Below are 12,599 nucleotides of genomic sequence, written 5' to 3' on the forward strand. Positions count from 1 at the left end.
ATTGGTCCGCACCCCGCCCGGCTCGACCGGCCGCGGAGAGCATGGTGGCTGTAGCTCAGTTGGCAGAGCACCGGGTTGTGGTCCCGGTTGTCGTGGGTTCAATTCCCATCAGTCACCCCAGAAACGGAAGCCCCTCCCTCGGGAGGGGCTTCCGTCGTTGTGCGGGGATTCGTGGCCGCAGACGCAGGAGCCCCCTCCGGTCGGCCGGGGGCTCCTGCCGGTCGATCAGGCGGTCGGCTCGGCGCTGGCCTCGTCGCCGGGCTCGGCGGGCGGCTCGTACGGCAGGGCGCTGCCCTTGACGTACTCGTCCCAGCTCATGTTCCAGTCGGTCCAGCCGTTGCCGTTCTGCAGCTTGCGTTCCGTGCCCTTGACCGTGATCGGGTCGCCGATCCGGGTGTTGGCGAAGAGCCACGCACCGTCGGCCATCGAGACGTTCACGCAACCGTGCGAGACGTTGACGGTGCCCTGCTGCCCCTCCGACCAGGGGGCGGCGTGGATGAACTCGCCGCCCCAGGTGAGCCGCTGGGCGTAGTCGATGTCCGTCCGGTAGCCCTCCTGCGGGCCCAGCTCCTCCCGGGTGTCGAAGACCGTCTTGCGGAGCTTCTCGATCACCACCATGGTGCCGCTGGAGGACGGGGTGGTCTTCTTGCCCAGGCTGACCAGGATTGTCTTGATCACCTTGCCGTCCTTGGTGACGGTCATCCGTTTCGTGCGGTTGTCGACGCTCATCACGAAGGACGGGCCGATCTTGATGTCCACGGCGAGGTCCGAGCGGCCGTACCAGCCGTCGCCGAGCGGCAGACCGCCGGCCTGCACGCGGTACGACACCGTGCTGTTGGCCTTCCAGAACTCCTTCGGCCGGTAGCGGACCTCGGTGGGGCTGACCCAGTGCCAGACGCCCTCCTGGGCCGGCTTGGCGGTCACCGTCATCCGGCTCTGGACGTCGTCCCGGTAGTCCTCCGGGATCGCCCGGCTGAACCTCACGATCAGCGGCATGCCCACGCCGACCACCTGGTTGTCGCCGAGGAAGCTGACCACCCGGATCTGCTTCGACGGCCGCTGCATGGTGGTGAAGGTGCTGGTCGCGGTCGCCGGCTTGCCGTCGTCGCCGGTCGCGGTCACCGTCGCCGTGTACGTCTCGCCGTACTTGAGGGCGCCGTCCGGCAGCCAGCTCTTGCCGTCGGAGGAGAGTTCGCCCTCGACGGCCTTGCCGGCCGAGTCCTTGAGCTCGACGGTGGTCTCCTGGGCGTCCTTCGTGGTGAAGGCGATGCCGGTGGAGGCGGCCACGTCCTTGGCATCGGCCTGGGGCTCGGTGATGGTGGCCGCCGCCTTCGGAGGGCTCTCCCTGGGGCCCTGCCAGCTCGACGGCTTGCCGCCGTCGCCGCTGCTGCAGGCGGAGGTGAGCGCCATGGCGGCGGCGAGCATGCCCGCCGCGAACAACCGGCGTCGCCCGCCGCGCCGGACGGTCCCGCACCGGATCAGCTCATCCTGGCTAGCTCGCATGATTCCCTCACAGTCGTGATCCCCGGTCCCATCGTCCTCTACTGACGCAGGGATACGGATACCCGTTGCCGGGAGTGAACCGAACATCCCGGCCAGGATGTATGGGTTTTGGTAGGATGCGGTGCTTTGTGAGTGAGGCACATCTCTACCAGCCGCCGCAGCGCGCTTCCGGTCACGGTGACCCCTCAGCCCACCTTGACCAACGCTCAGAAGGCCGGGCCTGCGCCGCCCTCCGGCACCGGCAGAGCGCTGCCCTTGATGAACTCGGACCAGCTCATGCTCCACGCGGTCCAGCCGTTGCCCGGCGCCAGCTTCCGTTCGGTGCCCCGGACCGTGACCGGGTCGCCGATCAGGGTCCGGTCGAAGAGCCACCTCCCGTTCGCCATCGAGACGTTGACGCAGCCGTGGGAGACGTTCACCCGGCCCTGCACGCCCTCGGACCAGGGGGCGGCGTGGATGTACTCGCCACCCCAGGTGAGCCGCTGGGCAAAATCGATCTTCGTGACGTACTGGTTGTCCGGGTCCGGCTCGTCCCGGGTGTCGAAGACCGTCGACTCCTTCTTCTCCATCACCACCATCGTGCCGCTCGAGGAGGGGGTGCTCTTCTTGCCGAGGCTCACCGCCAGGGTGCGCACCAGCGCGCCGTCCTCGTACACGCTCATCTTCTTGGTCGCGTTGTCGACCTTCATCTCGAAGGATCGGCCGATCTTCGCGGTCGCGGTCCGGTCGACGTTGCCGTAGCGGCCGTTGCTCAGCGGGATGCCGGCCAGCGCCAGGCGTACGGTGATCGTGGTACCCGGCTTCCAGTACTCCGGAGCCCGGTAGTACGCCTGCGTGCCGTTGTAGAGCCAGTGCCAGGCGCCCGGCTGCGGCGGGTCCGTGCGGACGAACATCCGCTTCTGCACGGCGGCCCGGTCCTTCTTCGGGATACCGGGGGAGAACTCGGCGACCACGGGCATGGCCACCCCGTAGGTCTTCCCGCTGAACAGGTAGAGCCCGGAGCCGATCATCGACTTGGGCTTGGCCATGGTGGTGAACGTGCTGGTGCCCTCGTGGGTCTGCCCGTCCGGGCCGGTCCCGGTGACGGTCGCGGTGTAGCGGGTGGCGTACTTCAGCGAGGCGGACGGCACCCACGACGAGCCGTCGCGGCGCATCCGGCCCGCCACCGTCTCGCCGTTCGCGGCGGTGAGGACGACCTCCGACACCTGCCCGCCGCCCGGGATCTTCGCGCTGATCTCGGTGCTGACCGGCCGGTCGTCCGCCCCGTCGGCCGGACTCACCCGGAGCGGGGCGGCCGGCTGCGACGGCTCGCCCGTCGGCCCCACCGTCGCCGAGGCGCCGGCCTGCTGGCCACCGCTGACGACCTCCGGCTGCTTGTGGTCGTCCCCGCACCCGGTCAGTGCCAGCGACGCCGTTAGGACCAGGGCGCCCACCATGGCCCTGGTCCGCGCGAACCTGCCCATCCCCACCTCTGTTCTCGCGTACCTGGCGCACATCGTGCAACATCACGGCCATCACGTTGGGCCCCGCTGGCCGTGAGCTGGGCAGTTTCCGGGGCTTTGCCCGTTAAGCTCGGCCGAAGGGGGGAGCCCGGGAACGGATTGGAACCCGGGTCGGGAGGCGTGCTAGTGTTCTCCCCGTTGCCAGCGAGCGCCGCTAGCTCAACTGGCAGAGCAGCGGACTCTTAATCCGCGGGTTCGGGGTTCGAGTCCCTGGCGGCGCACCAGCAATCACCTGGGCATTCACCCCTCACGGGTGGGTGCCCAGATGTCATTTCGGGGTGAGTGACAGCAACGGCGACAGCAACCGTGTCAGTCGTCACCATCGTCACCCGTCTCTTCCTGCTCGCTCAGCGCCGCGTCGATGTGGCCCGCCGCCTCCTGCTGCATTGCCGGCATGACGTGCCCGTAGATGTTCATGGTCACCGCGATCTGCGAGTGACCGAGGATGTCCATGACCACCCGAGGCGACACACCGGCGGCCAGAAGTAGCGTGGCGCAGGTGTGCCGCAGGTCATGAAACCGGATCAGCCGCACACCGGCTCGCGCGATCAACCGCCCGAAGGCCGTGTTCAGGTTGCGTGGTTCAACGTGGCGACCGGTGGCGGTCGTAAAGACAAGCCCTGTCTCCTGCCACTGCCCGTCGGCGAGTCTGCGCTCCTGCTCCTGAACGTTGCGATGGCGCTTCAGCGCTTGCACCACGACGGCCGGCATCGTCAGGACCCGACGGGAGCGGCGCGACTTGGGCGGACCAAAAACTACGCCGTCGCCGCGGACTCGCTGCAATGTCTGCCACACCCGCAACTGTCCGGCGTTCAAATCGAGATCCGACCACCGCAGCCCGAGAAGTTCACCACGGCGGAGACCAAGAGCCAACGCGACCACGAACAGGGCATGCAGCCGGTGCGCCCTCGCTGAGGCCAGGAACGCGCGAGCCTCAGCTTCGGTCCAAGGGTGGATCTCCTCCCGATCAGGCGTGGGCACCTGCACCAACCGGGCGACGTTGCGGGCGAGCAGCTCCTCACGTACGGCCTGGCTGAGCATCGCCCGCAGCACCGCGTGAACCTGCTGGACGGTTCGTGGCGAGACGGTGGGACGCTCGTCCTCAGGCTGACCCTTCCGACCGGCGGTACGCGTTGCCGCAGCTTTGGAGAGCATGAGTCGGACATCGGCCGGTGTTAAGGCGGTAAGACGCCTCTTTCCGATAGCGGGCACCACGTAGCGCGCGACCGATGACCGGTACCGGACCAGGGTGGTCGGGCGCAGCTTGGGTGAGGCAACGTGCTCCATCCAGTAATCCGCGTAGGACGCCATCGTCCAGCCGGTGGCCTCAGCCGGTAGTCCCCGATTGGAACGGCTCTTGATCTCAGTTAGCTTGGCGTCGACCTCCTCTGCCGACTTGCCATAGACGGGCACCCGCTTGAAGGTGCCGTCGGCGGTGAGGACGTAGGCGGCCCCTGCCCATCGGCCATCCTTGCGCTGATAGATCGACCCCTGGCCATTGGATCGCTTCTTGGAGCGACGACGCCGGGGCTCCTCCGGCTCGGGAGCCGGAAACGCGATGACGGCACCCATCAGGCAGCATCCTCCTCAAGCGCAGCCAGGAACGCTCGCAGCGCGGCCACCGGAATCAACCGACGGTCCCCGATCTTTACCGAGCGCAGGCGACGCGACCGGATCAGGTTGTAGAGCATCCACTTGCTGACCCGGAGCCGGGCCGCGGCCTCAGGCACGGCCAAGAGCTTGGAAGTGTCCATTGATCTCCTCTCACAAGTTGATAGGTCACGCGGCGACCGAGTCGGTGCCAGCGGGGGTGGTGCCGAGTTCGTGGGCGAGTTCTTCGCGGCCGGTGGTTCGTCGTTCGCGGGCGAGGGCGGCGGCGGTGTTGGCGAGGAGGGCGTCTCCGGTGGTGTGCCAGCCGACGCCGGCGAAGGTGAGGGTGCCGACGATGAGGGTGGTGTCGTCGAGGTGGTCGACGGCCTTGATTTCCTCGCCGGCGCCCTGGTCCTGGTCCTCGTTGCGGCGGTAGGTGACGCGGGTGTCGCGCAGGAGTTGGAAGGTCACCGAGTAGCGGCGGGCTTTGGTGAGGAAGTGGCCGCCGAAGCCGAGCATGTGCGCCCACCGCCGCAGCCGGGCGTAAGGGTTGGTCGTCGCCGGTTTCGTCGACTCGGCGTCAAGGACGGCTTGACGTTCGGCGATGCAGACGGGGCAGGCGGCGTATCGGGTGTGGGTGCCGCAGTCGGGGCACTCCCAGCGGTCGACGAAGCCGGGCCGGGGCCGGTGGTCCCGGGGCCGGTCGAGCAGCGGCCGGGGTGTGCTGGTGGGTCGGCCGATGCGCCAGCAGGCGTCGATGAGGCGGGCGGTGTGGTCGCCGTCGGGGTCGGCGTAGTCGCCGATGGTGTCGGCGTCGAGCCGGACGGAGCGGTGCCCGGTTACCTCGGTGCTCTTGGTGGCGTACTTGGCAAGGTAGCCCGCGACCATGCCATCGGTGACCTCACCACGACCAGTCAGCGAGATGGGGCGGATGTCGAGCTGTCGGCCCCAGACGACGGGCCAGCCGGCGGGCCGGTCGGGGTGGCCGGGGGTGGTGTAGTCGACCTGGGCGGCGGCGTGCCGGATGGCGTCGTCGAGGTCGGAGGCGGTGAACCCGGCCGGTGGGGGGATGACGGCGGTGGGGTCGGTGGGGTGGACGCCGTCGAGGCGGATGAGGGCTTGGCGAAACGGCCTCGCTCGATCCTTGACGCCAGATCATGATCGAATACCGACCGTGGTGCGGTGGCGATGGTGGGACGGCGAGGCCGATGATGTTGATGCGGGCGGTAATTGAACGGGGTCAGAGCTTGGTGGTTTCATCTGCGGTCGGGTCTTGTTCGCGTCCGCCGAGCCACTCGTAGACGACCAGGGCGACGAGGAAGACGGTGAGCAGGCCGAGCGCGGCCAGGGCAGGCAGGATCCGGGCGGCTGGCAACAGCAACAGTGCCACGCCGGGAGCGACGAGATGCCCTGGCGGGGTGGACCGGACGGTGAATCGGAGGAACGTCACCCGGCCAGCGAGGTAGAGGAATGCCCCGCCGTACAGCGCGAGGGTGGAGGTCCAGTCCAGCGGCGTTCCGGCGGCGTGTCGGGGCTGGTTGTGGGTCAGGTGCACGAGGACCTGCTCGATGCCTAGCGCGATGTAGATGACTCCGGCGATCAGCGCAATGTGCGCCCAGCTGTATGCGTTGACGGCTGCTTGGTTGCGCCGTTTGGTGGATGCCCTGGCCAGTGCTACGCCGGCGGCCGACGCGGAACGCTTGAAGTAGAGCCACCACAGGCAGACCGTCGAGGTGAAGGCGAGTAGCGCCGCTACGAGTACCGGGGCGTGGGTCACCGCCGGCTCGGCCCCGACTCCCACTGATACCAGTGACTCGCCGAGTGCGATGATCAATACCAGGCCGTGCCGTTCGGTGAAGTGGCTGGGGCTACGCACTGGCCACCCGCTGACCCGGGAGGCGAGGACGCCTCCTCCGGTGAAGTTGATCAGGAAAGCCGCCGCCCACAGCAGGGTCTGCGCGGTGCCGCCGAGTACCGCGCCGAGGACGAGCGGTATCCAGGCCAACGCCACGGCTGTGGCGTAGATGCCGAGGGTGGTGTGCAGTTGCCGGTCCCCGGTCGCCGCATAGAAGTAGAGAGTGAGGTGCAGTGCTGTGGGGATGATGTAGGCCAAGGCCAGGGTCAGCCGGGCGCCCGTCGTTGTCGCGCCGTGCTGCCAGGCGTCGGGTATGACCAGGGCGGCCACGAAGATCGCGGCCATCGCCAGGGTGGTGCCGGCGGCGACCGGGCCGAGGTCGGCGCGGGCCTGGTTGCCCAGCCAGGTGTAGTTCGTCCAGGTGACCCAGAACAGCAGTAGAAGGATGAGCCCCTGCGCCAAGGTGAGGGGTGTCAGCGGATGCCCCATGAACGCGATGACCCTGGTCAGGGCGAAGACGTAGACCAGGTCGAAGAAGATCTCGAACAAGGTCGCGCGCTGCGTCGCTTCGGTCAATACCGGCCGGGGCCACGAGATATGCCTCACAGGATTATCTTCTTCGCTTATCACCCGGGGGATGCACGATCGGGCGGATCCCTCCCGCGTGTATCCGAAGGCGAAGCGAGGACCGAGCGGCCGGAGACAAGCATTAGCCGAGGCCGCCGTGTCTAGCATCTGCCGGCGTCGGACACAAGATCGTCCAGTCTTGCCGGCTGCCGGCGGTGTCTAGTCCGGCTGCCGGCTGCCGGCGATGTTGTGCAAAGTTTCTGTACGTCTTCAAGGCGGCCCTTGACGGGCCGCACGCGCCGCCGCCTGGGCGCGCGCCGGCCGCTGCCGCTGTCGCTCTACGGCCGTCACGCCTGACGCCCGGCGGCTGGCGCGGACAGCGGGAGTGCCCGGAGGGCCGCCGTAGAACGACAGGAGCGTTGCCCGGTGAGATGGTGGGCCGGCAGCCGGCCGGGCCGCGCGGCCACGAGCCCGCGCGGCGTAAGGGAGGGCACGCCGGCCGCGTCGGCGAGCTGCCGGCGGTCGCGGGGTTGCGGCTACTGCGCCTCCGGCGGGGGCGCTCCGGCTCCAGGATGGCCGGGGCTGCGCCGGCGGGTCACGGTCCGTGGGTGGTTGCGGTAGGCCATCCCGGCGGCCCTCGACCCGGGCAAGCCGAGCAGACCGCCACCCGACCCGCCAGCGTCCGAACCTCCGACAAGGCCGTCTTGACGTGGCGGGCCGGGCGGCGGCCCGCTCCCTGAACGGCGGGTCGACGGCAGCCGGGATGGCCATAGGGCTGGCTGAAGAGTTACGACTACTTCGCACGTCGGCCGACCTACCGGTCCGACGTAGCGGCAACCTGCCTATACCGTGTAGACGAGGTCTCATGTTGTGAAGCACCCTGACCCGCTAATGCACCAGGCCCGAGCCCGCATGACGTCCATTCTCGGATGCGAGTGGCGCTGCCGGTGTGGCATGGTGAACGTCTCAATGATGCCTACCCGCAGTCTGGAAGGGTGATGGAAGACGACCTATCCGAATGGCGAGCACCGGAGTTAGCCACGATCGCCGCAACGTTTGACGTTGACGAGACCGTACTCCAATTAGTGCTTGACCATCTCGACCGAAGCAGTCACTTTCCTATCCTCAGTTACGCACCCGGCAAGTTGCCAATCTCAATCTACCTGGACTTACAGTATCCCATTCGCAAATCCGGCTTCGCGACCCGCAGCGAGAACTGCGCTTAAGGGCCTCATTAATGACATTTTCGGATGAGGGCAATGGAGTTAGGTGTGGAGTTTGTTACCTATGAGGGGGAGGCGCCCCACGGATGCTCGGAAGCTATCTGGGGCGACCTCTGCCGGATCGGCCTGCCAAAAATCGCTATAAATATCTTCAAGCCTTCGCTTCAGCCCGTGCCGGTATCCGCGGAAGTCGCTGGTGGTCGGACGGGTGGGATTGTGATTGGATATTCTAGAGAAGGCGCTGAACTGTACCTAGATTTTGAGTCAGAAAATGTCTGGCTGCTCTGGCGGGGGGATTCGAGCCACACTGTGGTCAATACCTCTTTGGGTGCATTCCGTGAGTCGTTGCTTCAGGTTGATGCCAGATATCCGTTCTACCCGAGCAACCGAAATCTGGAAATGGCCGAGGAGGCAGAGGCGGAACTTCGCCAAATACTGGTGGAAATCGATGGTATTGCGACGGCGGATCCAGACGGGTTTTGGTCGGCATTTCTCGACGATGTGGCGGTCGGCGACTACGCTGCCCAGGAAAGTCCTGATCTCTAAATAGATAATTTCGTTCGAGTGTTGCCGAAACCTCTTCGCCAAATTGTGAGATGTACGTTGGCGGCGTTCATTTCCAAATCGCCAAGAAGCGTGCGAGAGCAGGACTGGGCAAAGACTGGTTGTCAAAAGCGAGTTCTCGATCGACTGGACGTCAAATAAGGCCGGCTGGTGAGCGAATCGCGAATGCGACCGAAGGGTCATGGAACGACAGCCGTAGGTTCTCTGAATGAGGTGAAGAGGTTTGCCCTTGAGGCGTTCGGTTTGGGTCGCCGAAAGGCCGTGGCAGTTCGACGCAACCCGTTGTAAGACAAGGGCGATCCCCACGAGCTCGTGGGGACTCCGGTGTCCTCGACTTCCCAACCTACCTACGGTTCGACCTGCTTCTACCCAGTTCATCCACTCATGGCGACGGGAGGCAGGTCTACACGGCGCGCGAGGGCTACGGGCCCGACGACGATCAATTTACGTTCTGTTTGGAGTTCTTTGTCACGGCGGCGCTTCGTCTGGCTGCAGCCGAAGCGCATCAGTTAGATCCTGACTGGCTCACGCGAGACCAGTGGGGGCAAGTGTCGGAGTGGGAGGACATTCACGAGGTGCCTGCGACTGACGAGTAGAGCGGGCATAGCGGCGCCTAGTACTCCAGCCGGGGATCGTGATCACGGCTCGATGAGGGCTTGTCGGGCGTAATGGCTTTTCATGGCGCGGGCTTGGTGGCGGCGTCGGCGGACCGACCAGAGCAAGGGATCGGTGTGGCGGCGGGTGGGCTCGATGATCAGGACGTTGAACAGGTGGCGTAGCTCGTTGACGGTTAGCGGGATCAGCCCGGCCGGGTCGGGCCGGTCGCGGTGAGCGGTGGCAGCGGCGAGGAAGGCGTGGGCGAGGATCGCCAGGGTGGTCCAGCGGTGCCAGGACGTCCAGCGGCGGTTCTGGTGCTGGTCGAGGCCGAGGCCGGTCTTCGCGGCTTGGAACGACTCTTCAATTTTCCAGCGCCGCCCGGCCACTGTGACGAGGGTGTGCAGCGGGACGGGTTCGGGTGACCAGCAGCGGTAGAAGGCCAGCTCGCCGGTTGTCCGGTTGCGGCGGATCAGGAGCCAGTGGTGTCCTCCGTGCTGGTCGCGGTGGGCGGGTAGGGCGGTGAAGGACCAGTCGTAGTAGCGGTGTCCCTTGGCGCCTCGACCGGCGGACACGCGCTGCCAGGCAGAAGCGGGCAGTCCCGTGGCCAGCGCGTCTACGCGGTAGACACCGAGGCTGGTGGTCACCTGATGTGAGCAGGCCACCGCCAGGACGTAGCCCAGTTGCAACTGACGAAGCTGGGCGGCCAGGCGCGGGTCAGCGCCGTAGGCTTCGTCGCCGGCCACCCAGCGGCAGGGCAGCCCGGCGGTGACCGCGGTCTCGATCATCCGGGACGCCAGCTGTGGCTTGGTCGCGAACCGCACCTGCTCCGGGACACCCGCCTCAGCCCGGCGTTGCGGGTCGTCGCACCACGATTTCGGGAGGTAGAGGGCCGCGTCGAGCATCGCGTGAACCACCTCGGTGGCGTAGACCAGATGCACGGCGAGCTGGCAGTTCTCGATCTTCCCGGCGGTGCCGGAGTACTGCCGTTGAACGCCGACGGTGTGCCGGCCCTTCTTCAGATCACCGGTCTCGTCGATGACCAGTACCGCTTCGGTGTCGCCGAACTGCTCGCAGATGAACTCACGCACGTCGGCGCGGACCGCCACGTCGTCCCACTTCACCCGGGTCAGTAGGTCCTGCATCCCGTCCGGACCGGCGTCGCCGGCGTGCTCAGCGATCGTCCAGCAGTTCTTACGCGGTAGCGGCGCCAGCAGGCCTCGGACAAAGTCCCGTACCCGCCGCCGGGGCTCCGGCCTGCGGAAACGTTGGCCGACAGTGAACAGCAGGTCGTCGAACAACATCCGCCATCGCTGGGCGTCTACCCTGTATCCGGCAGCCACCGCTGCGTCATGGTCAGTCCACACAACCGTCCATGATCGACGGTGGCTGCCCTCGTTCCCGCGCCGCATCACGCCACAGCTCAGCCAAGGTCAACATCCCCGGCTGGAGTACTAGCGTCGGTTAGCACCAAAGCCGGGCCAGCAGTGACCAGCGCCTGGGGTAGGAGGAGTAGCCAGAGTCGGGCCTCACCAACCACCAGGATCCAACCACCGCAACAGCGCACCAACCCCCTGACACTGAGCGCAGACTACCAACCGCACTCTTTTCGACAGCAATCCAGACAGCAACCGCTGCACAGAGCACCGGTCGGTGCCAGCCTCGACCACCCAGGCCACCGGGGCGGACGTCTCTTGCCCGCGACTTTGCACGTGCCTCTTAATCCGCGGGTTCGGGGTTCGAGTCCCTGGCGGCGCACCACTGAAGGCCCAGGCCACAGCCCATCTCGGCTGTTCCTGGGCCTTCGCGGTTTTCAGCGGTACAGCCATCGGTACAGCCGAGGTCAACCGAAGAGCCGGTCGGCGGCCGCGTCCATGGCCGCCCGCTCGACCTCGGCTAAGACGTGCGCGTATGTGTTCATCGTCAATGTGATCTGGCTGTGGCCGAGGGTCTTCATCACCGTCCGAGGTGAGGCGCCCGACGCGAGAAGGAACGTGGCGCAGGCGTGCCGGAGATCGTGCAGCCGTAGCCAGGGCAGGCCTGCGCTCGCGTCGCATGCCAAACGCGGTCGACGTTGCGCGGCTCCGTGGGCGTGCCGATCGTAGAGGCGAAGATCAGGCCGAAGTCGTGCCAGCGCTCGCCCGCCTGGAGCCGTTCGGCAGCCTGCCGGCGCCGATGGGCGCGGATGAGCGCCATGGTCTGTTCGGGAACCGGCACCGTTCGCCGTGAGCGTTCCGTCTTCGGTTCGGCGAAGTGGAGCTGTCCGCCAGCGCGGAGCAGGGTTTGCCGAACGGTGAGGGTGCCAGCCGCGAGGTCCACGTCACTCCAGCGCAGCCCGAGCAGCTCGCCGCGCCGCAGACCGACGGTCAGGGCGCAGACCCACAGCGCTTCGAGACGATCACCCCGGATTGTTTCGATCAGGCGCCGGGCTTCCTCGACCGTCAGTGCCCGCCGCTCCTGCTGTCGGATCGACGGGGCCCGGACGGCAAGCGCGGGGTTACGGTGCAACAGCTCCTCGCGTACCGGAGGCGTGAGCTGGATAGGGCGGGCGGCGAAGGCCGGGCGGAAGGCTGCGGACGAATGGCGCTCGACCCGAAGTTGGTAGCGCTGGTCGAGGACCCAGGAGTGACCCAGCGTGCCATTGGGCCAGGACAGCGGGGGCCAGCCGAGGCCACGCGAGACCGCCGAGACCAGGCCGTCAAGCCGCAAGAGGTCCAGGGACAGCGGGGGAGCGGTGAGAGATGTCAGAAGGCATTTCCGTTGCTAGACCACCATGTGCCCAGGTCGATGGGTCGCCCATCTTGATCTCGTAATGCGTAGGTCACACCAGCCGCAAGTCGAGCGCAGCCTTCGGCCGTAAGAACCTCGCCCTGAACGTTGAGGATCGCTCGCCTACCGCCGCCTCCAACGTGATCGTTTCGTCGTCGTCAAGGTCCACGTGGATCGGCAAGCTGCTTCGCCAGTCGAGATGGACCCGCACCACATACGGGCCTGGTGCCACGTCGAAGCTCTGGCTGGCGCCACGCTCCAGGCGCCCAACGATCTGCCCGTCGATCTCGACCTTCATAGGTCGGGCCAGAACAAGGTTCAAGGCTCGCCGAACCGTGATGACGGGCACGAGTTGTCTTTGTACCTTCCCCGCTCATGCCTGTACAGCCATCCGTACAGCCAAGACCGGCGGCCGACGCCGACACGAGCCGA

General features: G+C 66.8%; 10 protein-coding genes, 2 tRNA genes and 1 pseudogene. 3 read left to right on the plus strand and 10 right to left on the minus strand.

Features of this window, described 5'->3' with window-relative positions; genetic code table 11:
• Positions 1 to 44: 44 nt before the first annotated feature.
• Positions 45 to 120, plus strand: a tRNA-His gene (locus GA0070624_RS10365).
• A 105-nt stretch (positions 121 to 225) separates the two neighbouring features.
• Here the strand turns inward: GA0070624_RS10365 and GA0070624_RS10370 are convergent.
• Positions 226 to 1,503, minus strand: coding sequence for a L,D-transpeptidase (locus tag GA0070624_RS10370; protein ID WP_091339523.1), 1,278 nt, complete (start codon positions 1,501 to 1,503; stop codon positions 226 to 228).
• 206 nt (positions 1,504 to 1,709) lie between these two features.
• Positions 1,710 to 2,966 (minus strand): L,D-transpeptidase, encoded by a 1,257-nt coding sequence (locus GA0070624_RS10375; protein ID WP_091339526.1) that lies wholly within the window; start codon positions 2,964 to 2,966, stop codon positions 1,710 to 1,712.
• A gap of 187 nt (positions 2,967 to 3,153) precedes the next feature.
• Between GA0070624_RS10375 and GA0070624_RS10380 the strand changes: the two genes are divergently transcribed.
• Positions 3,154 to 3,229, plus strand: a tRNA-Lys gene (locus GA0070624_RS10380).
• Between the two features lie 85 nt (positions 3,230 to 3,314).
• Here GA0070624_RS10380 and GA0070624_RS10385 read toward each other — a convergent pair.
• From GA0070624_RS10385 to GA0070624_RS10400, 4 genes and pseudogenes are all read right to left on the minus strand, one after another.
• The gene (locus GA0070624_RS10385) at positions 3,315 to 4,577 is read right to left on the minus strand and encodes a tyrosine-type recombinase/integrase (RefSeq protein WP_091339530.1); all 1,263 of its coding nucleotides are present in this window, start codon (positions 4,575 to 4,577) and stop codon (positions 3,315 to 3,317) included.
• Complete coding sequence (locus GA0070624_RS10390) at positions 4,577 to 4,759, minus strand: helix-turn-helix domain-containing protein (protein ID WP_091339534.1); 183 nt, start codon at positions 4,757 to 4,759, stop codon at positions 4,577 to 4,579. The genes GA0070624_RS10385 and GA0070624_RS10390 overlap by 1 nt, the downstream gene beginning before the upstream one ends.
• Positions 4,760 to 4,784: 25 nt before the next feature.
• A pseudogene (locus tag GA0070624_RS10395) lies at positions 4,785 to 5,714 on the minus strand (replication initiator); the annotation flags it as partial.
• A 121-nt stretch (positions 5,715 to 5,835) separates the two neighbouring features.
• Positions 5,836 to 6,999, minus strand: a complete 1,164-nt coding sequence (locus tag GA0070624_RS10400) for a low temperature requirement protein A (RefSeq protein ID WP_176731651.1) — start codon at positions 6,997 to 6,999, stop codon at positions 5,836 to 5,838.
• Between the two features lie 1,289 nt (positions 7,000 to 8,288).
• Between GA0070624_RS10400 and GA0070624_RS10405 the strand changes: the two genes are divergently transcribed.
• Entirely contained in the window at positions 8,289 to 8,786 is a 498-nt protein-coding gene (locus tag GA0070624_RS10405) for an SUKH-4 family immunity protein (protein WP_176731652.1), read from the plus strand.
• 656 nt (positions 8,787 to 9,442) lie between these two features.
• On the opposite strand, the gene GA0070624_RS10410 is transcribed toward GA0070624_RS10405, so the two are convergent.
• From GA0070624_RS10410 to GA0070624_RS10420, 4 genes are all read right to left on the minus strand, one after another.
• Positions 9,443 to 10,741, minus strand: a complete 1,299-nt coding sequence (locus GA0070624_RS10410) for an IS701 family transposase (protein ID WP_091339545.1) — start codon at positions 10,739 to 10,741, stop codon at positions 9,443 to 9,445.
• A gap of 500 nt (positions 10,742 to 11,241) precedes the next feature.
• Positions 11,242 to 11,460: a tyrosine-type recombinase/integrase gene (locus GA0070624_RS36355; RefSeq protein WP_218105140.1), complete on the minus strand. Its 219-nt coding sequence runs from the start codon at positions 11,458 to 11,460 to the stop codon at positions 11,242 to 11,244.
• Complete coding sequence (locus GA0070624_RS36360) at positions 11,355 to 12,107, minus strand: site-specific integrase (protein WP_218105141.1); 753 nt, start codon at positions 12,105 to 12,107, stop codon at positions 11,355 to 11,357. Before GA0070624_RS36360 ends, GA0070624_RS36355 begins: the two co-directional genes overlap by 106 nt.
• Positions 12,108 to 12,219: 112 nt before the next feature.
• Positions 12,220 to 12,516 (minus strand): hypothetical protein, encoded by a 297-nt coding sequence (locus tag GA0070624_RS10420; RefSeq protein ID WP_141714983.1) that lies wholly within the window; start codon positions 12,514 to 12,516, stop codon positions 12,220 to 12,222.
• Positions 12,517 to 12,599 lie beyond the last annotated feature (83 nt).

The organism is Micromonospora rhizosphaerae, assembly GCF_900091465.1.
GTDB lineage: Bacteria > Actinomycetota > Actinomycetes > Mycobacteriales > Micromonosporaceae > Micromonospora > Micromonospora rhizosphaerae.